18 protein-coding genes are annotated in these 19233 nt (G+C 70.4%); 8 read left to right on the top strand and 10 right to left on the bottom strand.

The features are described from left to right. Positions 1-8 precede the first annotated feature (8 nt). Together GA0070620_RS00545 and GA0070620_RS00540 are read right to left on the bottom strand one after the other, a co-directional pair. A complete protein-coding gene (locus GA0070620_RS00545) occupies positions 9-1265 on the bottom strand; it encodes a pyridoxal phosphate-dependent aminotransferase (protein ID WP_091587421.1) in 1257 nt (418 codons plus the stop codon). Continuing rightward, positions 1262-2512: a KamA family radical SAM protein gene (locus tag GA0070620_RS00540; RefSeq protein WP_231922065.1), complete on the bottom strand. Its 1251-nt coding sequence runs from the start codon at positions 2510-2512 to the stop codon at positions 1262-1264. Before GA0070620_RS00540 ends, GA0070620_RS00545 begins: the two co-directional genes overlap by 4 nt. A gap of 294 nt (positions 2513-2806) precedes the next feature. Between GA0070620_RS00540 and GA0070620_RS00535 the strand changes: the two genes are divergently transcribed. The 4 genes from GA0070620_RS00535 to GA0070620_RS00520 are packed head-to-tail and all read left to right on the top strand — an operon-like array spanning position 2807 to position 7021. Next, positions 2807-4063 carry a cytochrome P450 gene (locus GA0070620_RS00535; protein ID WP_091587415.1) on the top strand — a complete coding sequence of 419 codons (1257 nt, stop codon included), beginning with the start codon at positions 2807-2809 and terminating at the stop codon, positions 4061-4063. Positions 4064-4070: 7 nt separating this feature from the next. Further along, positions 4071-5294, top strand: a complete 1224-nt coding sequence (locus GA0070620_RS00530; RefSeq protein ID WP_091587413.1) for a cytochrome P450 — start codon at positions 4071-4073, stop codon at positions 5292-5294. Positions 5295-5300: 6 nt separating this feature from the next. Further along, entirely contained in the window at positions 5301-6329 is a 1029-nt protein-coding gene (locus GA0070620_RS00525; protein WP_157741479.1) for a methyltransferase, read from the top strand. Positions 6330-6331: 2 nt separating this feature from the next. Further along, the gene (locus GA0070620_RS00520; RefSeq protein WP_197677513.1) at positions 6332-7021 is read left to right on the top strand and encodes a DUF6875 domain-containing protein; all 690 of its coding nucleotides are present in this window, start codon (positions 6332-6334) and stop codon (positions 7019-7021) included. Positions 7022-7086: 65 nt separating this feature from the next. Here the strand turns inward: GA0070620_RS00520 and GA0070620_RS00515 are convergent, their stop codons facing one another. Beyond that, positions 7087-8373: a macrolide family glycosyltransferase gene (locus GA0070620_RS00515; RefSeq protein WP_091587408.1), complete on the bottom strand. Its 1287-nt coding sequence runs from the start codon at positions 8371-8373 to the stop codon at positions 7087-7089. 80 nt (positions 8374-8453) lie between these two features. On the opposite strand from GA0070620_RS00515, the gene GA0070620_RS00510 reads away from it, so the two are divergent. Continuing rightward, positions 8454-9992 (top strand): DHA2 family efflux MFS transporter permease subunit, encoded by a 1539-nt coding sequence (locus GA0070620_RS00510; protein WP_157741478.1) that lies wholly within the window; start codon positions 8454-8456, stop codon positions 9990-9992. Between the two features lie 83 nt (positions 9993-10075). Here GA0070620_RS00510 and GA0070620_RS00505 read toward each other — a convergent pair whose 3' ends face one another. The 7 genes from GA0070620_RS00505 to GA0070620_RS00470 form a co-directional block, all read right to left on the bottom strand. Continuing rightward, positions 10076-10345: a hypothetical protein gene (locus GA0070620_RS00505; RefSeq protein ID WP_091587404.1), complete on the bottom strand. Its 270-nt coding sequence runs from the start codon at positions 10343-10345 to the stop codon at positions 10076-10078. Between the two features lie 44 nt (positions 10346-10389). Further along, a complete protein-coding gene (locus GA0070620_RS00500; RefSeq protein ID WP_091587402.1) occupies positions 10390-12138 on the bottom strand; it encodes a WXG100-like domain-containing protein in 1749 nt (582 codons plus the stop codon). Further along, positions 12135-12458, bottom strand: a complete 324-nt coding sequence (locus GA0070620_RS00495; protein ID WP_157741477.1) for a hypothetical protein — start codon at positions 12456-12458, stop codon at positions 12135-12137. The genes GA0070620_RS00500 and GA0070620_RS00495 overlap by 4 nt, the downstream gene beginning before the upstream one ends. Further along, entirely contained in the window at positions 12448-12879 is a 432-nt protein-coding gene (locus GA0070620_RS00490) for a YbaB/EbfC family nucleoid-associated protein (protein ID WP_091587397.1), read from the bottom strand. Before GA0070620_RS00490 ends, GA0070620_RS00495 begins: the two co-directional genes overlap by 11 nt. Positions 12880-13183: 304 nt before the next feature. Beyond that, entirely contained in the window at positions 13184-13747 is a 564-nt protein-coding gene (locus tag GA0070620_RS00485) for a DUF6036 family nucleotidyltransferase (protein ID WP_269456551.1), read from the bottom strand. Next, positions 13707-14093, bottom strand: a complete 387-nt coding sequence (locus GA0070620_RS00480) for a hypothetical protein (protein WP_091587391.1) — start codon at positions 14091-14093, stop codon at positions 13707-13709. The genes GA0070620_RS00485 and GA0070620_RS00480 overlap by 41 nt, the downstream gene beginning before the upstream one ends. Before the next feature lie 864 nt (positions 14094-14957). Continuing rightward, positions 14958-15377: a PPOX class F420-dependent oxidoreductase gene (locus GA0070620_RS00470; RefSeq protein WP_091587389.1), complete on the bottom strand. Its 420-nt coding sequence runs from the start codon at positions 15375-15377 to the stop codon at positions 14958-14960. Between the two features lie 350 nt (positions 15378-15727). Here GA0070620_RS00470 and GA0070620_RS00465 point away from each other — a divergent pair, with 350 nt between their 5' ends. From GA0070620_RS00465 to GA0070620_RS00455, 3 genes are all read left to right on the top strand, one after another. Continuing rightward, positions 15728-16390, top strand: a complete 663-nt coding sequence (locus GA0070620_RS00465; protein ID WP_091587386.1) for a hydrolase — start codon at positions 15728-15730, stop codon at positions 16388-16390. Between the two features lie 144 nt (positions 16391-16534). Continuing rightward, on the top strand, positions 16535-17221 hold the full coding sequence (locus GA0070620_RS00460; RefSeq protein ID WP_197677512.1) for a YoaK family protein: 687 nt from the start codon (positions 16535-16537) through the stop codon (positions 17219-17221). Between the two features lie 97 nt (positions 17222-17318). Further along, positions 17319-19208, top strand: coding sequence for an amidohydrolase (locus GA0070620_RS00455; protein WP_091587384.1), 1890 nt, complete (start codon positions 17319-17321; stop codon positions 19206-19208). The last annotated feature ends 25 nt before the right edge of the window (positions 19209-19233 follow it).

Here is a 19233-nt window from a genome sequence, read left to right as displayed (position 1 = left end):
CGCTCGGGTCAGTCCGTCAGCCGAGCCAGCCCGTCGGCCAGCTGTCGCAGGGCGTCCTTGGCGGCGGGCAGGCCCATCGGGTCGTCCGCCTCCATCGCTTCCCGGTACGCCTCCGGCTCGTCGCCGAAGAGCAGGCTCGTGGCCGCACGGAAGCGCAGCGCGGCCGGGTCGTCGCCGAAGTGGTGACCGCCGAGGACCGCGATCCCGCAGCTGTGCAGCAGCTCCCGCTCCAGCGAGGCGGAGTCGTGCACGCCTTGGCGGGCCAGGTCGCCGGCGAGCCGACGGAAGTCGGGGTAGAGGTAGAAGCCCCCGGACGGCGCCCGGCAGTCGGCGCCGGCAAGCACCAGCACCTGATGCACGGCCCGGGTGGCGGCCGCGTGCATCCGCGCACCGGCCCGGACGTAGTCGGCCAGGTCGCGCGGCTCGCCGAACGCGTACTCGACCACTGACTGCACCGGCCCGGCCAGCGACGACCACACCTCGCTCGCGGTGGCCAGCACGCGTGAGCGCAACAGTTCTCCCCGCGCACCGGCCGGGAACCTTGCCGCGCCGGCCCGCCAGCCACCGAGCGCGTGCGTCTTGCTCAGCCCGGTCGTGATCACGGTGCGGTCACCGGCCACCTCAGCCGGACTCAGGTAGTCGCGGTCCGGGTCGTGTGCCAGGTCCCGGTAGATCTCGTCCGCCACCATCACCAGGTCGTACGCGCCGGCTACGTCGCAGATCCGTCGCACCACGTCGGGCGGCGCGGTGGTCCCGGTCGGGTTGTCCGGCAACGCCATGATCAACAGCCGCGGGCTGCCGCCCTCGGCGCGCGCCCGGTGCACCGCGCTCGCCAGCAGGTCCGGGTCCGGGACGCCGCCGCACTCGGCGGGAACGTCGACCCAGAAGACCCGCCGGCCGAGCAGGCGGGCCTGCGGCGCGTACGTCAGCCAGCACGGCCGCGGCAGCAACACGTCGCCGTCGACGGCAGCGATCAGCGCGAACAGCAGCGGCTTGCTCCCCGGGGCGAGGACGACCTGGTCGGCCTCGGTGGGCAGCCGACGCCGTCCGAAGTAGCCGGCGACCGCGGCCCGCGCGGCCTCGTCGCCGGCGACCGGCCCGTAGGCGCGCCGGTGCGCGCCGGCCAGCAGTGCTTCGACCATGCCGGAGTGGACGGGCAGCCGCGCCTCGCCGAAGCCCAGGTGCAGTAGCCGCTCCCCACAGGCACGTCGCCGGTTGATCTCCTGGTCGAGCGCGAGGTTGGCCGATATGCCGTGCGTGATCATGCGGTCAGCTCCGCTTCCGTGTGCGCCAGCGCGCGCCTCAGGTCCGCCGGACTGTCCGGGTGCAAAGTCAGATCCGTGATCCAGGCCGCGTCCGCCGACCCGTGGGCGCGGAACGGGCGGCCAACCAGCTCCGGGTCGCGGGCCTGCAGAAACCTCAGCTGGAAGGACCCTCCGCTGGCGCCGTCGACCACGACCTTTCCCGCCTCGGTGGACATCACGGGACCGCGGACCGTGCGGGCCAGGCCCGGCAGCCGGCGGTACGCTTCGGCGAAGATCTCGGAGGCCCGCTCCAGCGGAACCCGGAAATAGTCGTGCGGACCGGTGTCGCGCGCGACGAAAAGGTAATAGGGGACGCAGCCCGCGGCTATCTCAGCCCGCCACAACGACGACCACACGTCCGGATCGTCATTAACGTGGGCGATCAAAGGCGCCTGACAATAGATGACGGCGCCGGTTGACCGGATGCGGGAAATCGCTTTCTTTGCCATCGGTGACGCGAGTTCGTGGTCATGGCTGAAATGCGCCATGACCGCCAACGTCCGGCCCGATTCCACGACCTCGGAGAAGAGCCGCAACAGGTCGTCCGCGTCCGGGTCCGTGACGAATCGCTGCGGCCAGTACGCCGGCGCCTTCGTCCCGATTCTGATCACCCGAAGCGTTGGCACCGCCAGCAGCGGCTGCAGGTGAGCACGCAGCCGGTCCGCGGACATCACGGCCGGGTCGCCGCCGGTCACCAGGACGTCGTTGACCTCGGGGTGCTCCCGCAGATATCGCACCAGCGCGTCCGGGCCGGGCGCGGCGAACCGCAGGTCGGCGTCGCCCACGAACTGCGCCCACCGGAAGCAGTAGGTGCAGTACGCGTGGCACGTCTGCCCCTGGCTGGGGAAGTAGAGCACGGTCTCCCGGTACTTGTGCTGGAGGCCGGGGATCGCGGCGCCGTCGCGGTGGGGAACGTTGAGGTCGAGCTGCCCGCCCGGGTGCGGGTTCAGCTCCGCGCGGATGCGGCGCACCACGGCCGCCACGGCGGGGTCCGCGTCGGCGCGGCCGTCCAGCGCGCGCAGCGCGGCGGCGTGTTCGCCGCTGAGCATTCCCGGCTGCGGAAAGACGAGCTGGAATATCGGATCCTCCGGGATCCGGGACCAGTCGATGAGTTCATCGAGCACGTACTCGTTGATCCGGAAAGGCAGCACCCGGGAGAAGATTCGCACGGTGTCGCGCACCTCGGCCGCCATCGGGTAGCGACGCACTATTTCGTCCAGTTGCCGTGGCCCGAATGCACGGAAACGGGTCCCGCTTTCGATTGTCCGGTGCACGTGTGACGTCCCCCGTAAGAACTCGACTGCCGCTGCAGCGGTTCCGATCGTACGGAGGCCGGAAGCGCACCTGCCCGGTTTGGCAATTAACGGACGTCGACGTGGCAGGTTGTGGTCACTCCGTCGCTCAGAGCACTGTCGCGCCGTTTCGCGCCGCTAGCCTCGAGATCACCGGCCAGGAGCACCGCCGGTCATCTCCGTCCCTCTTCCGTGAGGAGCTGCGCTGCGATGACCCACTCCGTGGGACCTGATGCGGGACCCGATCTCTCCCTCGACTCCGACGATCCACCCCGTCCCCCGACCGGGGTCGGCGACGGCCGCGCGTTGGGCGCCTGGCTCGACATCATGCGCGCCTCCCACCCGGTGTGGCGTGACCCGTTGACGGGCTCCGCCCACGTGTTCCGGTACCACGACCTGCTGCACGTGCTGTCCACCCCGGAGGTCTACGGCTCGGACTTCACCGGCGTGATGCCGCCGTCCGACCCCAGCGCGCCCAACTTCGCCGAGGGCGTGCTGACCATGATCGACCCGCCGCGGCACGGCAAGCTCCGGCGCCTGGTGTCACAGGCGTTCACGCCACGGGTGATCACCGCACTGGAGCCGCGCATCATCCAGCTGACCAAGGAACTGCTGGACACGGTCGCCGACCAGGACGAGTTCGACCTGGTCGCGGTCATGGCGCACCCGCTGCCAGTCATCGTGATCGCGGAGATGCTGGGCATCCCGGCTGAGGACCGGGAGCTGTTCCGGGCCTGGGGCGAGGCGCTGCTGTCCACCAACTACGAGTTGGAGACCGGGGAGGTGCCGGACAACTCCGCGCTGCCACCGGACGTGGTCGCGCAGCTCACCGAGATGCGCGACTACCTGCTGCGGCACGTCGACCTGCACCGCCGCAACCCGCGGGACAACCTCACCAGCCGGCTGGCCTTCGCCGAGGTGGACGGCGACCGGCTCAGCGACCAGGAGATCGTCAGTTTCCTCAACTTCCTGCTGCTGGCCGGCCACTTGACCACCTCACTGCTGATGGGCAACTCGCTGCTGTGCTTCGTCGAGGCGCCCGAGGCCGAGTTGGCCGCCCGGGCGAACCGCGCCCTGATCCCCGGCGCGATCGAGGAGGTGCTGCGGTTCAAGCCACCGGTCGTGATGCAGGCGCGACTCACCACCATGGACACCGTGCTGGCCGGCGTCGAACTGCCCGCCCGCACGCCGGTGATGGGCTGGCCGATGTCCGGCAACCGGGACGAGCGGCAGTACACATCGCCGTCCACGTTCGACATCACGCGCAACCCAAACCCGCACCTGACGTTCGGGCACGGCATCCACTTCTGCATCGGGGCGCCACTGGGCCGGATGGAGGCGCGCAGCGTCCTCAACGAACTGTTCGACCGATACCGGTCGATCGAAATCGGCGAACCCCGCTACTACGACCGCAGCCCGGACGTCTTCGGCGTCAAGGCCCTCCCCGTCACCGTCAAGCGCTCCTGAGGACGACATGACTTCCACATCGCACGACGAGGCACTCCAGGCCGGTCCGCCACCCGTGGTCGGCGACGGCCGCGCGCTCTACGACTGGCTGCGACGCGCGCGTGACGCCGGCCCGGTCTGGCACGACACCGCCAACGACGCGTACCACGTGCTTCGGCATGACGAGGTGGTCGGCGTGCTCTCCGAGCCCCTGACGTTCTCGTCCGACTTCAGCTCTCTCGCGCCACCGCCGGAGCCGGGCATGCCGAACTTCACCGAGGCATCGCTGAGCGTCACCGACCCTCCCATGCACACTCAGCTCCGGAAAATCATCAGTCAGGCGTTCACGCCGCGCATGATCGCCGGGCTGGAGCCGCGGATCACCGCGCTCGCGACCGACCTGCTCGACGCGATCGAGGGCCGCGACACCATCGAGATGGTCCAGGACATCGCCGCGCCGCTGCCCGTCGTGGTCATCGCGGAGATGCTCGGCATCCCCAGCGACGACTGGGCCACGTTCCGCCGCTGGGCGGAGTACCTGCTCCCGGACGCCGCCGACGTCACGGCCGGGCAGTTCGAGGAGGGTGGATACGCCAAGACGCGGGCGGCCGAGCTGAACGAGATGGCCGACTACCTGCTGGCACACGTGCATGACCGGCGTAAGAGCCCCAAGGACGACCTGTTCACCCGGTTGGTCGAGGCCACCGCGGACGGCGAGCGTCTCACCGACAAGCAGGTGGTCAACTTCTCGGTCTTCCTGCTGCTGGCCGGGCACCTCACCACCACGCTGACGCTCACCAACGCGGTGCTCGCCTTCAACGACAGCCCCGGCACGCTGGAACGGGTGCGCGCGGACCGGTCGCTGGTGCCCGGCGCGCTCGAGGAGGTGCTGCGCTTCCGTCCGCCGGTCTCCTTCCTCTACCGCTTCACCACGCGGGAGGCCGTGATCGCCGGCACGCCGGTGCCGCCAGGCAAAATCATCGTGAACTGGATTCACTCGGTCAACCGTGATCCGCGGAAGTTTGTCGAGCCGGATCGGTTTGACCCGGGCCGCTCGCCAAACCCGCACCTGACGTTCTCCCACGGGATCCACTACTGCCTCGGCGTACCGCTGGCCCGCTTGGAGTTCTCCGTGGTGTTCGGTGCGATCCTGGACCGCTATCGCGCGTTGGAGTGCGGCACGCCCGAGTTCCACCAGCGGCCGGACATCTTCGGCGTCACCCGGCTGCCCGTCACCCTCCACCGGGCTTGACGAACGGTGGAGACGACAACCGAGCACGGTCAGCGACTACGCCGGATGATCCAGGGACACCTGCTGTCCCGGGCCATCTGCGTGCTCGCTGACCTGCGCGTACCGGACCTGATCGGCGAGGGGGCGCGCGACGGCCCTGAGTTGGCCCGGCTCACCGGCACCGATCCGGACGCGCTGATCCGGCTGCTGCGCGCCCTCGTCGCGTTCGAGGTGCTCGACGAGCGGGACGACGGGTTCCGGCTGACCCCGCTCGGTGCCGGCCTACGCACGGACGCTCCCGCGTCCGCGCTGCCGTCGGCGCTGCTGGCGCACGGGCAGATCGGTGAGGCGTGGCAGCACCTCGGCACCGCCGTGCGCACCGGCACTCCTTCCTTCCCCGCCCTGTACGGCACGGACTTCTTCAGCTACGTCGACCGGAACCCAGCATTTCGCGAGATCTTCGACCGTTCGCAGGCGGACGGCCTGGCGCTGGACGACCTCGCCGACGCGGTCGACCTCACCGGCGTCCAGCGGATCGTCGACGTCGGCGGCGGCGACGGCGCGTTGCTGACCGCGCTGCTGACCGGCCACCCGCACCTGCACGGCACGCTCCTCGACCTGGCTGCGCCGGCCCGCCGGGCCGGCGAGCAGCTGCGCGCGGCCGGCCTGGACGGCCGGTGCACCGTGGTGACCGGTGACTTCTTCGCCTCGGTCCCGGCCGGCGGCGACCTGTACCTGCTGCGTCAGGTCCTGCACGACTGGGACGACGCGCGATGCGTGACGCTGCTGCGCAACTGCCGCCGGGCAATGCCGCCCGGCGCCCGAATCGTCGTGTCCGACCTCGTGCTGGACACCGGCCCAGCCGCCGCGCCGGACGAGTCGGCGGCGCTGATGGACCTGTACATGCTGACCGTCGTCGGCGGCCGGGAGCGAACCATCGCACAGTTCCAAGACCTGTTCGCCCGCGCCGGCCTCACCATCCGAGGCGTGAGGCGCCTCGCGGGCCGCACCGCCGCGATCGAGGCGGTCGCCGCCCGATCGGTGCACGAGGAGTAGACATGTTGCTAGGGCTCAGCGGCCTGGCGCTGTGGTCGCCGGCCGAGGTCGCCGATGGGAACCTCATCGACCCGGAACAGCTACCCGCGCTGCGCGAGACCGCCGCGTGGGCGGAACGGTTCCTCACCTATGGACACGCGGACCTGGGCCGGCAGGGGCCGGTCTGCCCGTACACTCGGCCCTCTCTCAACCGGCGGTTGTTCCACCTGGCCTGCTTGGACCGCGACCTCGACGACGAGGGCGTGCGCGAAACGCTGCTCGGCTACCGCGACCTGCACCAGGAGCTCGCCGCCGAGCTGCCGCAGGAGGACCGGCAGTTCCTCACCATCCTGATCGTCCTGCCGCGCGTCGACCGGTCGGACCCCGAGCCGCTCAACCGGTTGCAGGCCCGGCTGAAGACCGACTTCGTACAGAACCGGCTGATGATCGGACAGTTCCACCCGGAGTGCGCCGAGCCGGGCCTGTGGAACCGCGACTTCCGCCCGCTGCACTCGCCGGTCCCGCTGCTGGCCATCCGGCACATGGTCGCGTTCGACCTGCCGTTCCTGCAGACCTCGCAGCAGCACCTCGAGGCCTACCTGGCCGCCTTCGCACCGGCCATCCCGACCGCCGTCCGATCCCGGCTGGCGGAGCTCGCCACCAGGGAGATCCCCACACCACCGACGGGCAGCAGCGTGCAGGCCACCGTCTGACGGTGCTACCCACACGGGTCGTCGCGGGCGGCCCACCGGTCGCCCGCGACACCCTGTCCACCCGGTCAGCGCGCGGCGTGCGCCGCCAGCTCGTCCGCGGCACGCGCCACGCCGCCGGCCGCCTCGATCTCGCCACGCATCCAGGCCAGCCGCTCCGCGAGGGCCAGGTCGCCGATCAGACCGAACACGGCGCCGCGAAGCTCGTGCGGCGCGGCCAGGCGGCCGAGACCCAGCCTCGCCAGCTGGAAGCCGATGATCCGTGCGGGTGGAGCGGGCGGAACGACCACCACCGGGCAGCCCGCGGCGAGGGCCTCGGTCACGTTGCCCACGTCACCCTGGCTCACCACGACGGCCGCATGCCGCAGCACACCCTGCGGAAGCGATGCGTGCACCTCGACGTTGGGCGGCAGCTCGCCCAGAGACCCAGGATCGGCGCCGGGGCCCGGCGTCAGGACGACGTGCACCGGCGCTCCGGCGAAGGCCCGTGCCAGGTCGGCGCCCTGTGGTGCGGACGAGACGAGCACGACCGGAAGGCCGTCGGCCGGCGGCTGCCAGTCGTCCAGTGCTGCCTGCCCGCCCCCGCACGGTCCCACGAACCGGAAGCGGTCGTCGAAACTGTCTGCCGCGGGCTGCAACGCCTTCGGTACGTACACCACGTTGAAGTCCTGCACGACCTCGAGCAGCTCGGCGAAGGTGACCTCCGTCAGCCCGTGCGCGGCGAGCAGCCCCTCCGTACGGTCCACCCAGGGCTTCAGCTCCGGGCGGGCCGCCCACTCGGCCGGGCTGAGCGGCTTACCGAGCGCGACGCCGTCGTCGTCGAAGGCCTGCGTGTACGCGAACTCGTCGTTCTGCGCGAAGTCCGCGTACAGCTGGGCGGCCGGGCATCCCCACTTGCGCGCCAGCACCCGGCCGGCCGTGCCGCTGGCCACGTCGTACGCGATCAGGTCAGGCCGCTCGTCGCCGTAGGCCGCCTCCACCGCGTCGATCATGGCCGCGGAGTCGTCGACGCTGAGCGCGAGCATCGCGGCCTCCGCGCTCATCTCCTTCTCCTCGTGGACGGGGATCGACTCGTACGCCGACCGGTAGACCAGCGGCTCGACACCGTACGACCCGACGAGTCCGGCCGTCGGCTCGACGGTCACGAATTTGACGAGATGCCCGCGCCGCACCAGCTCTTTTGCGACCGCGAGGTGCGGAAAGAGGCGGCCCGGGTCGGGAATGCTGATGAACAGGAAATGGCTCGGCACGACAGTGACCCCCATGCAGATCTTCGGGCGGATTCGGCTCGACGCGCCGGAAACAAGCGTGGATGCCCAGCTCACAGCCGTGCGACATCGATCGCCATCCAGCATCCAACCCTCCTTGACAGTCGCTGTCAAGTACTGTGAGAATCGGCGCCGGAACGGGATCAGCCAATCCGGAGGAGTGCATCGTGAGCCAGCCCGCCGCGCGCCAGCCTGCTGCGTCCATCGACCGCAAACGATGGTCGATTCTGGCCGTGATCTGCTTCGCGCTGGTCATGGTGGTCATCGACAACACGGTCCTGAACATCGCGATCCCGACGCTCATGACCGAGCTGTCGACCACCGCGGCCGAGGCGCAGTGGGCCTTCACCTCCTACCTGCTGGTGCTCTCGGGCTTCGTGCTGGTCGGCGGCGTCGCCTCGGACCGCTACGGCCGCAAGCGGGTCGTCCTAGTCGGCATCACGCTGTTCGGCACCGCCTCGCTGGCCGCCGCGTTCGCCGCGGAGCCGTGGCACCTCATCGCCGCCCGCGCGGTCATGGGCTTCGGTGCCGCGCTGCTCATGCCTGGCACGCTCGCGATCCTGATGCACACCTTCTCCGACGCGGAACGGCCGAAGGCGATCGGCGCGTGGATGGCGGTCGCGGCGGTCGGCAGCTCGGGCGGACCGATCCTCGGCGGCTTCCTCATCTCGCACTTCTGGTGGGGCGCGGTCTTCCTCATCAACGTCCCGATCAGCATTCTCTGCCTGGTCGCGCTGGTGATTCTCGTGCCGGACGTGCCCGCCACCCGCAACGACCGCATCGACTGGATCGGCGCGGTGCTGTCCGTGATTGCCACCGTCTCCCTCGTCTGGGCGATCACCTCCGTGCCGGAACACGGCTGGGCCTCGGCCGACGTGCAGGTGCCGGCCGTGATCGGCGTGCTCGCGCTCGCCGCCTTCATCGCGTGGGAGCTGCGGGTCGAGTCGCCCATGCTCGACCTCGGCCTCTTTCGCAACCTGCGATTCAGCGCGGCGGTGCTGGGCGGGCTCCTCGCCAGCTTCGGCATGGCTGGTTCGCTGTTCCTGCTCACGCTGCACTTCCAGCTGCTGAATGGTTATACCCCGATTGAGGCGAGCATCCGGCTGCTGCCGCTCGCGATCTGCACGCTGATCGGCAGCACCGCAATCAGCGTGATCGTCCTACAGCGCCTGGGGGCGCCGCTGGCACTGCTGTCCAGCATGTCGGTGGCCGCGATCGGCCTGCTGCTCATCGGCCTGCTGCCCGCGGAGGACTATCTGAGCAGCCTCGTCGGGCTGATCCTGGTGGGCCTGGGCACGGGGGCCGCCGGTCCGGTGGCGGGCACGGTCCTGATGAGCTCCATCCCCCTGCAGAAGGCAGGTGCCGGCTCCGGCGTCAGCAGCACCATTCAGGAGTTGGGTAACGGGCTCGGCGTCGCCGTCCTGGGCACCGTGCTCACCGCCTTCTTCGTCACCCGCCTGCCCGGGTCACTGCGCGCCGAGGGCGAGTCCTCGTTCACCGACGCGATCGGCCGGGTGTCCGGTGCGGCGGCGGACCAGGTCCGGGACGCATTCGCGACCGGGCTCTCGTTCAGCCAGATCATCGGCGCGGTGACCGTGTTCGGCGGTGGCTTGGCCGCGGCCGCTCTGCTCCGGATGACCCGTTCCGCGGCCACCCCGCAGATGCCGCCCGCCGACGAGCTGCGCACGCCGGCTGCGAAGCACTGATCCCGGCCATCGGAATACCTGTATTCCCGCAGCCCGCGGTGGTTCAGCGGGAGCAGGCGGTCGTACCGGTGGAGCCCGACGGCTCAGTCACTCTCGTCCACGAACTTGTAGTAGCTCATCCGGAAGCGCTGCAGCAGGGCCCGCATGAAGTCCGCGCCGGCCTGCGGCGGCACCCGCTCCGCGCCGGAAGGAACGCCGTTGTCGTAGAAGTCCCGCGCCAGGGCACCCCACTTCGGGTCGAGGATGTCCAGCAACACCGCCTCGCCCGGTTGCCAGCGGAACTCGGCCACCCGCCGGTTGGTGTGCTGGGCGAAGCTGTACAGCGCCACCCGGGTCGGTGCCTGCTCGGTCATGCCTACCTCCCTTGTCGTGCCACGGCTGCTTTGGTCGTCGCGGGCTAGCGGAACGCCCGCCACGCCTCGCCGGTGATCATGCCGCGGCTGCGGACCTCGTTGAAGCGGTCCATGGCGCCGGCCACCGCCTGATCGCTCAGCCCGGTGGCGCGCAGCCGGTCGGCCAGCACGGCCGGGTCGGTGGTCTGGATCCGGGCCATTGTCTCCGGGCTGAGCTGCTGGTTGGTCAGCTGCTGGACGAAGTCCGAACGCAGCGGTTCGGCGTTCGACTCGGGAAACGAGTAGCCGTGGTCGATGGCGACCAGGCGACCGTCGGGGCCGGTCAGGTAGTTACCCATGTGCCGGTCGGTGTTGCCGCTGATGTAGTCGAGCACGGCCATCTGCTCGCGTTCGGGGACGGTGTAGTCGCTGACGGGAAGACCGGGGCTGACGTCCTCTACGAACTCCTGCATCGAGCCGGGCCCGTGCGGGCCGTCCCAGGCGGCGGTCGTGGGCACCAGGTCGAAGCCAAGGTCCTCGTTGAGTCGGGCGGCGGCGACCTCCCGGGCGGCGAGCTGGTTCTCCGGGATCGTGGAGCGCACCTGGACGAACTCGTTCTCCGGCACATTGGGCTTGTACACGCCGTGCGTGCCGTCGGTGAACGTGACGTCGTAGGCGTCGTTGACGTGCCCACCGGGGTCGAGCTCGACCATGCTCTGCACCTCCTTGCCGAGCAGTCGCAGCTCGGCCTCGCTGGCATGATCGGGCACGCCCGGCTCGCTGTTCGACCCGGCCCCCGCCGCGTCGGCGCCGTCGGGGTCGGCCGGCTCGTCGACGGGGTGCGCGGGGCCGGTGTCGGGCTCCGGCTCCGCCGGCGGTCCGCTGTGCGCGGGGCCGCCGGCCGGCGCGGACTCCCCGCCTGGCCCGTCCGGTGCGGTCCGCGGCGGTGGCAGCCAGCCGCCACCTGCGGGGTCGGGGTGGCCGCCCGGGCGCGGGGCCGGCGCGGGCACGTCGGGGATGTCGGCTCCGCCAGGGGTACGCCGCAGGCCGTGCAGCGCCGCCCGCAGGGTGTCGAGCAGCTCGCCGAGCTTGGACAGGATGGGTCGCAGCCGCTCGATGCTGCGGGCCAGGGCAAGCAGCAGCCCGCTGATCTTGGCAGCCCACTTGGCGACCAGCGCGGAGACCTGTGTGGCCACCCACGGGGTCGCCGCACCCAAGGTGAGGCCGGCTTCGGCGAGCCACTCCCAGAGCCGCACAGCGAGGATCGAGACGAAGTCGGCGATCAGGTCCCGCACCAGCTCCCGGACCAGGGCGACCAGCAGGCCCGCGCCCTCGACGACGGTGCCGAGCAGGTCGGCGGAGTCGGCCATGCCGGTGAGGTGGCGCAGGTGCTGCTCGCTGTAGCGCCGGTAGGCCTCGGACGCGGGACCGGTCCAGGTGGCGAGTTCGGTGCGCACCGCCTCGGACAGGGCGGTGGCCTGGGCGGCGACGTGCCGGGAGACGTTGTGCCAGGTCTGCGCGTACGCGGTGATCTGGTCCGGGTCGCCGGCGAGCCAGTCCAGCGCGTCGGAGAGGGGCTTGACGTGCTCGATGAGCCAGGCGACCCCCCAGGAGGCGATCGACCCGATCGGGTCGACGCAGGTCACCAGCACCTCCATCGACGTGCCGACGCCGCCGATGGTCAGGTCGATCCACGACCCGCTCTCGATGCCGTTGCGCAGGTCGACGAGGCTCTCGACGATGCCGATGCCGCTGTATCCGGTGGTGGTGTCCTGTCGGGCCGCGATCAGCGGGTTCGCCGCGTCGGTGCTCACGGGTGCAACCGGTGGAAGGACGCGGACACTTTCGCCTCGGTGCGGTGGTAGGCGTCCACTGTGTCGTCGAGCGCTCGGGCGGCGCTGTGCAGCGCCTCCTGGGCTGCGGCCAGCGCGTCCACGGCCGGCTGCTGCAGGAAGTCCAGTAGGAAGGGGATCGCCTGGCAGGCGGGCAGCTGCCCGTACGCGTCGGCGCCCACCTGAACGTGGGCGGCCGCGTCGTGGGCGGTGCCGATCTCGGCGGCGATCCGGCCCACCGAGCGGGCGTGCCCGGTCAACGTCGCCGCGGTGACCTCGAAGCCGCGTGCCTCAGCGCCCACGGCCACCCCAGCCGCCGTACCCGGGATCGTCCTGTTCGGGCACCTCGGGGAAGCGCGTCGCGTAGCTGCCGACGACGGCCCGGGCGGTCTCGGAGTCGGCGCCGACGGTCTCCGCCGCGACCTCGGCCACCTGCGCGGCGAGCCGGCCCTGCGCCTGTCGCATCACCGCCAGCACCGTGGCGGCGATCTCGTCCGCCCGCCAGTGCAGCACCCGGTCGTCGAGCCGCAGGTCAGTCATCGCGCCGGTCGAGGCGACGGTCACGCGCACCGCGCCCTGCGCGCCGTCGGCGGTCGCCGACATCGACGCCACCCGGTCCGACAGCGCCTGCGTCTTGGCGGCGTGCTCGGAGATGCCCGCCGTCCAGGACGCCACGAACTGCTCGGTGGACGCGCCGAACTCCCCCATCGGGAACTCTGCCATCAGACCTCCCCCGTGTGACGGCGCCGGCCGCCGAAAGCGAGCTGCGCGAGCGGTTGGTCGAGCCACCGTACGTCATCGCCGTCCGACGTTCAGCCCCGTGCCGCCGGGCACATCGCGGTGGTGGTTGGAGCAGGCGCCGTCGTGATCGGCCCGCAGCAGGCAGCGCCGGCCCTCCGGAACGCCGATCCTGCCGACAAGGCCGAGGGCTACCGGAACTCGGGCTCCGGCTCACCTACCAGCCGGGTACGCAAACGGTGCGCGCCGTAGTGAATCTCAGCGCACTGCGGGGTGACCCGCGTCCGACTCACCCGAAGAGTTCTCGGATAACTCCCATAGCTCGTGGCGAAATCGATTCGTCGGGATAGAAGTCGCTGCACAGACGTATCGCGTCGTCCACCGTCGTCACCGTGGCCAGCGCCGCCAGGGTCCGAAGGTCGTCCACGTCGCGGGTTCGCGCCGCGAGCGCTTTCATCGCGAAGATGTGCTCCGGCGAGGCGGCCATCACGCGCAGGCCAGGGTGGTCGAAGACCCGCCGCCTGCCCGGGTCGTCCTTGCCGGAGACATACACGCTGGCCTGCTCGTTGAGCCACCAAGGCGGCAGGCCTAGATCGTCGGCCACTGCACGCGCCTCATCGAGGACGACTCCGTGCGGGACGAACATTGCGTCGACGTCCCTGGTCACCCGTTTCGCGTCGTAGGCGAGCGCCATGGCGGCACCACCCACAATGAAGATGTCGGCGACGACTCCGCGGCGGACAAGCCGCTCGCCAGGTGAGTGAACGCGCGTTCGAGTTCCAGGCGCCCCATCAGGACGCCGTCTGACCCGCTCACGCCGCAGCCAGGTCGTGAACGGACAGGTACACGCCATGCTTTCGGAATGCCGCCGGGGCCCATGCCAGGGCGTCGGCCCGGTGGATGGCCAGTTCGGCCGGGAACCATGCCCGGCGCAGCACACGTGCGTCGACCCAGGCGGGCGGAGCAAGATCTGCCTGAGCTAGCAGGTGCTCCGCGAGCGCGGCAAGCAGCGCATCCCACCGTGGGTCTCCGGTTAGCCCGGGCTCATCTCGTAACAGGTCGACCCTGGTTTCGGCGGGTTCCCAGCGGTACTCCTCCAGGAACTCCCATATGAGCTTCCAGCGAGTCTGGTCGGTGTCCGCGGATGCCAGTTGGGTGGCCAACCTGGCCAGACTCATCGGTTCGTAGCTGGTACCCATCGGCAAGCCTCACCTTCGAGCCGACGGCGTCATCCGCTGCAGACTATCGCGGCGCCACCCGCGAGCACCGCAGAGGTGAGGTGGCGACGGGGTGGGATTCTTGCTGCGCCCCTGCTCGGACCGTTCACTCACGCTCCACGCACGGCATCACCCTTGTGATCTTGGTTGAAGGCGGCGCGGTCTGTGACGTTGCCGCGAACTTACACAAGGTGCATGCGAGCGCGACTCTCAGTCACAGAGCTCGCCGCCGCCGCGGATCTCCACGCCGAACGAGAACGCCAGGTCGCCGAGCAGCTTGAGCGGGACCGGATCCGCCAGGGAACGATCCGCAGCGGCCGCCTGGCAACGGCACCTCGACGCCCTCGCCGTCGATCAGCCCGCCGCGTGGCAGCGGGTCAACGAACTCGTCGACACGAAGAATGCCCGCGGCTACGACACGGGCGTTCAACTCCTCGTCGACCTGCGCGACCTCAGCGAACGCGACGGCAACACAGACACTCTTCCAGCAACGGCTGGCCGAGCTTCGGGCGGTGCACGCACGTAAGCCCAGCCTGCTGGAACGCCTCGATCTGGCAGGACTCGATGCCTGACACCCTCCGGTCGACCGCCGCACAGGCCGAGGCCAACCGTCATGCCGTCCTGCACCTCGTGCCAGCCGGTCGCTTGCCGTGCAGCGAAACGACGCGTACGCGACCACCGGCGCCTCGCCGTGGTGGTTGGAGCAGGCGCGCGGTGGCAGGTCACCGGCGACCGCAGGCGGACCAATGACCCAGCGGGCAGCCGGCGACGCGGGCCTCGCCGATGTCGAGTCGTGCGCGGTGATGCCGATCGGCTGGGGCGGCGCGTGCTCGCGGGATCGTCGCGTCACCCGACCTGACTGTTGTCCTTCAGCGCCCCCCAGCCGTGCCAGCGGTCGATCTCGATCAGGGCGCTGACCCGGCCACGTTCCCGTCGCGGGTATGCCTGTCCGGTGTAGTGCCGCGACAGCCGGTCGATGTCGGCGAGGCCTTCGTCCGGGCGCAGCTCGGCGACGCGCCCGATGATGCTGACGTGCGTGTACCAGCCGGCCTCATCCAACACGCTCAGGGATACCCGGGGATCGTTGCGGACGTGCTCCAGCCGGCGGCGGCTCTCGTCCATGTTCACCAGGATCCGGCCGTCGTCCCACAGGTACCAGGTCGGGGCAGACACCGGCTGACCGCCGCCGCGAAGCGTGGTCATGACGGCCGGGTTCGGCTTCCGCAACATCTCGATCGCGGCGTCGGGAAGCGGCGGCTTGGACATGAGCTCTCCTCCTCGGGCGGACATCCACCCTGCACGTTACGCACCTGAGGTCCCGACCGCCGCTGATCATCGACCCGCCACACCGGCACAAGATCCGCCGCCGCCTGCTCGCCCGAGGGAGCGGGCACCGCCGGGCCGTGCGACGCGAGTCACAACGGTATTCCTCGCCGCAACATTTTCCGAGGAAATATCTTCTGAGGAAGATTGTTGCTATCCCCGGGACGGAGAACCGCCCCGACGGGACACCGAAGGAGGACGCAGTGCCGGCATCAACGAGCCACCTACGGGGGCTGCTCCGACGCGCCCGCGGTGTGCACCAGCCCGTACCAGAGCAGAGAAGGGAACCTGTCATGTTCGACATCGCCAACGTCAAGGCCGCGCCCAGCCCGGACCTGTTGACTCCGGACAACTCGGTGATGTTGTTCGTCGACCACCAACCGCAGATGTTCTTCGGAACCGGCAGCGGCGACCGCAACGCGATCATCAACGCCACCGTGGGTCTCGCGAAGGCAGCGAAGGCGTTCAACGTGCCGGTCGTGCTGACCACGGTGGCCGCCGAGTCGTTCTCCGGCCCGATCCTGCCGCAGCTGGCCGAGGTCTTTCCGGGCCAGGAGGTCATCGACCGCAGCACGATGAACGCCTGGGAGGACAGCGCGGTCGTCGAGGCGATCAAGGCCACCGGCCGCAAGAAGATCATCATCTCGGGTCTGTGGACCGAGGTGTGCATCGTTCTTCCGGTGCTGTCCGCGCTCGGCCAGGGCTACGAGGTGTACGTGGTGGCCGACGCGTCCGGCGGGGTCACCCCGCAGGCGCACGAGCACGCCATCCAGCGCATGGTCAACGCCGGCGCGGTGCCGGTGACCTGGATCCAGGTGCTGCTCGAGCTGCAGCGCGACTGGGCCCGCGCCGAGACCTACCCGGCGGTCATGGACATCGTCAAGGAGCACGGCGGCGCCTACGGCCTCGGCGTGGTCTACGCCCAGTCCGTCATCGGCGCTCACGCGGCTGGCTGATCGCACAGCCGGAGCCGTCCAGCCCAGGGCGCACCCGCCCGGGGCTGGACGGCCGGCCCATCGGAGGCGAGGCCCGGCTCACGCCGGACGAACGTCCGTCTCCCACGGGAGCGAGCCGGATCGAATCTAGGCAAGGAAACGACAGTGAACCACAGCCAACCGTCGACCCCGCGTGCGTCGGCCAGTCGCGAGCCGCTCCTGCCGGCTCTGATGACCGCGACGGGCGTCAGCGGTGTCATCGACGCAGTCAGCTATCTGGGACTGGGACACGTCTTCACCGCGAACATGACCGGCAACGTGGTCATTCTCGGCTTCGCCGCCGCCGGAACACCCGGCTTCTCGACGCTCGGCTCGCTGGTGTCACTGGCCGCTTTCCTGGTCGGGGCGGGCATCGCCGGCCGCCTGGACGTGGCCATGGGCAGCGGTGCGTCGCACCGTCGGCTTCGATGGGTCCTGGCCGCTGAAATGGTCCTGCTGGCCACAGCGACAGCGGTCGCCTTCGCCACGAGCCACGCGGTGACCGCGCTCATCGCGCTGACCGCGCTGGCCATGGGACTGCGCAACGGGACGGTGCGCAAACTGGCCGTGCCGGACGTGACCACGACGGTGCTGACCCTCACGTTGACCGGGCTGGCATCCGACTCGCGGCCGGCGGGCGGCACCAATCCGCGTGCAGGTCGTCGGCTGGCCTCCGTGCTGGCCATGCTGGCCGGCGCCTTCGGGGGAGCACTGCTCGTGCGGCACGTCGGCCTCGGCTGGCCCCTGCTGGCCAGCACGATCGGCACCGCCGTCGCGGCCCTGCTCGTACCCCGCCGCACGACCTCGACCTGACGCAGTCCCGATCAGGCCCGCACCGCGCCGCGAGCGCCGCAGCCGCACCACCCTCATTCCACCTCTCAACGCTACGCGCTTACTGGAGATGATTCTCATGGCTACTATGCCGGTGGCAGGGCTGCCTCCTGTCAGCACCAACCACATTGCCGATGTCGTCGTCCGCAACGCCAAGATCTACACCGGTGATCCCGCTCGCCCGCAGGCCAGCGCGGTCGCCATCAAAGACGGCAAGGTCACATTGGTCGGCGACGACGCCGACGTCGCCGCTCTGATCAGCACCCAGACCCGGGTGGTCGACGCGCTGGGACGCCGGGTCATCCCCGGCCTGAACGACTCCCACCTGCACGTGATCCGCGGCGGCCTGAACTACGTGCTGGAGCTGCGCTGGGACGGCGTACCCACGCTGCGCCAGGCGCTGGCCATGCTGCGCGAGCAGGCCGCGCGCACCCCGAAGGGACAGTGGGTGCGGGTGGTCGGCGGATGGTCGGCCGACCAGTTCGCCGAGAAGCGCCTGCCCACCCTGGCCGAACTCAACGCGGCCGCGCCGGACACCCCGGTGTTCGTGCTGCACCTGTACCAGTCCGCGCTGATGAACCGGGCGGCACTGCGGGCGGCCGGCTACACCAAGGCCACCCCCGACCCCAGGGGCGGACAGATCGTGCGCGGCCGCAACGGGGAGCCGACCGGAATGCTCCTGGCCGCGCCCAGCGCCCTGATCCTGTACTCCACCCTCGCCGCCGCACCGACCCTGCAAGGCGAGGACCTGAAGAACTCCACCCGGCACTTCCTGCGCGAACTGAACCGGTTCGGCCTCACCTCCGCCATCGACGCGGCCGGGGGCTTCCAGAACTTCCCCGACAACTACAGCACCGTCATCGACCTGGCCCGAGCCGGCCAACTGTCGTTGCGCATCTCCTACCACCTCTTCCCGCAGACACCGGGACAGGAGATCGACGACCTGCAGCGCTGGATCAGCATGGTCCGGCCGGGAGACGGCGACGAGTGGCTGCGGCTCAACGGCGCCGGGGAGAACCTGACCTGGTCGGCGGCCGACTTCGAGAACTTCACCGAGCCTCGGCCCGAACTCGCGGCCGGCTACGAGGCAGGCTTCGAGAAGGCCGTGCGGCTGCTGATGGAGAACGGCTGGGGTTTCCGGCTGCACGCCACCTATGACGAGACGATCCGCCGGGACCTGGCGGTGTTCGAGAAGCTCGCCGCCGACGGGCTGTTCCCCGCCGGAAACCGCTGGCTGTTCGACCACGCGGAGACCGTCTCCCGCGACAGCCTGGACCGCATCGCCGCCCTCGGCGGCGCCATGTCCATCCAGAACCGGATGTCGTTCCAGGGCGAGGCGTTCGTACGCCGTTACGGCGCCGGCGCCGCCGCGGAGGCACCGCCGGTGCGCGCCATGCTGGACCGCGGACTGATCGTCGGCGCCGGCACGGACGCGACCAGGGTCTCCTCCTACAACCCCTGGGTCGCGCTGCACTGGCTGATCTCCGGGCGCACCGTCGGCGACCTGACGATCTATCCGCCGCAGAACCGGGTCAGCCGGGAGACCGCGTTGACCATGTACACCCAGGCCGGCGCCAAGCTCACCGGCGAGCAGGACGTCAAGGGCATCCTCAAGCCCGGCTTCTACGGTGATCTCGCCATCCTCTCCGATGACTTCTTCACCGTCCCCGAGCAGGACATCCCGCACATCGAATCCCTGCTCACCATCACCGGCGGGCGCATCGTCTACGCCGCGGCCGAGTACGAGGGCCTGGACGACGAGCTGCCCACGATCACCCCGGAATGGAGCCCGGTGGCGCACTACGGCGGCTACCAGGCCACCGTGAAGCCCAGCATCTCGGGCGCGCGCCAGGCGGAACTGCTCGGTCAGGCCGTCGCGGAGTCCGAGCAGCACCGGCAGTGGCGCGCCCAGCGTGGCTTCACCCCGGCCGCGACACCCGACATCTTCGACACCTGCTTCGTGCTCTGACCCACCAGCCCGCCCCGCTACCACC

This window comes from Micromonospora krabiensis (assembly GCF_900091425.1).
In the GTDB taxonomy this organism is placed as follows: Bacteria; Actinomycetota; Actinomycetes; order Mycobacteriales; family Micromonosporaceae; genus Micromonospora; species Micromonospora krabiensis.
This window is presented reverse-complemented; position numbering and strand designations above follow the sequence as displayed.

Coding starts and splice junctions, on each gene's coding strand:
- GA0070620_RS00515 (WP_091587408.1), bottom strand. CDS start 8,373: ATGCTGGATGGCGATCGATGTCGCACGGCTGTGAGCTGGGCATCCACG.
- GA0070620_RS00505 (WP_091587404.1), bottom strand. CDS start 10,345: ATGACCGAGCAGGCACCGACCCGGGTGGCGCTGTACAGCTTCGCCCAG.
- GA0070620_RS00535 (WP_091587415.1), top strand. CDS start 2,807: ATGACCCACTCCGTGGGACCTGATGCGGGACCCGATCTCTCCCTCGAC.
- GA0070620_RS00490 (WP_091587397.1), bottom strand. CDS start 12,879: ATGGCAGAGTTCCCGATGGGGGAGTTCGGCGCGTCCACCGAGCAGTTC.
- GA0070620_RS00465 (WP_091587386.1), top strand. CDS start 15,728: ATGTTCGACATCGCCAACGTCAAGGCCGCGCCCAGCCCGGACCTGTTG.
- GA0070620_RS00485 (WP_269456551.1), bottom strand. CDS start 13,747: ATGGCGTGTACCTGTCCGTTCACGACCTGGCTGCGGCGTGAGCGGGTC.
- GA0070620_RS00470 (WP_091587389.1), bottom strand. CDS start 15,377: ATGTCCAAGCCGCCGCTTCCCGACGCCGCGATCGAGATGTTGCGGAAG.
- GA0070620_RS00480 (WP_091587391.1), bottom strand. CDS start 14,093: ATGGGTACCAGCTACGAACCGATGAGTCTGGCCAGGTTGGCCACCCAA.
- GA0070620_RS00530 (WP_091587413.1), top strand. CDS start 4,071: ATGACTTCCACATCGCACGACGAGGCACTCCAGGCCGGTCCGCCACCC.
- GA0070620_RS00545 (WP_091587421.1), bottom strand. CDS start 1,265: ATGATCACGCACGGCATATCGGCCAACCTCGCGCTCGACCAGGAGATC.
- GA0070620_RS00455 (WP_091587384.1), top strand. CDS start 17,319: ATGGCTACTATGCCGGTGGCAGGGCTGCCTCCTGTCAGCACCAACCAC.
- GA0070620_RS00520 (WP_197677513.1), top strand. CDS start 6,332: ATGTTGCTAGGGCTCAGCGGCCTGGCGCTGTGGTCGCCGGCCGAGGTC.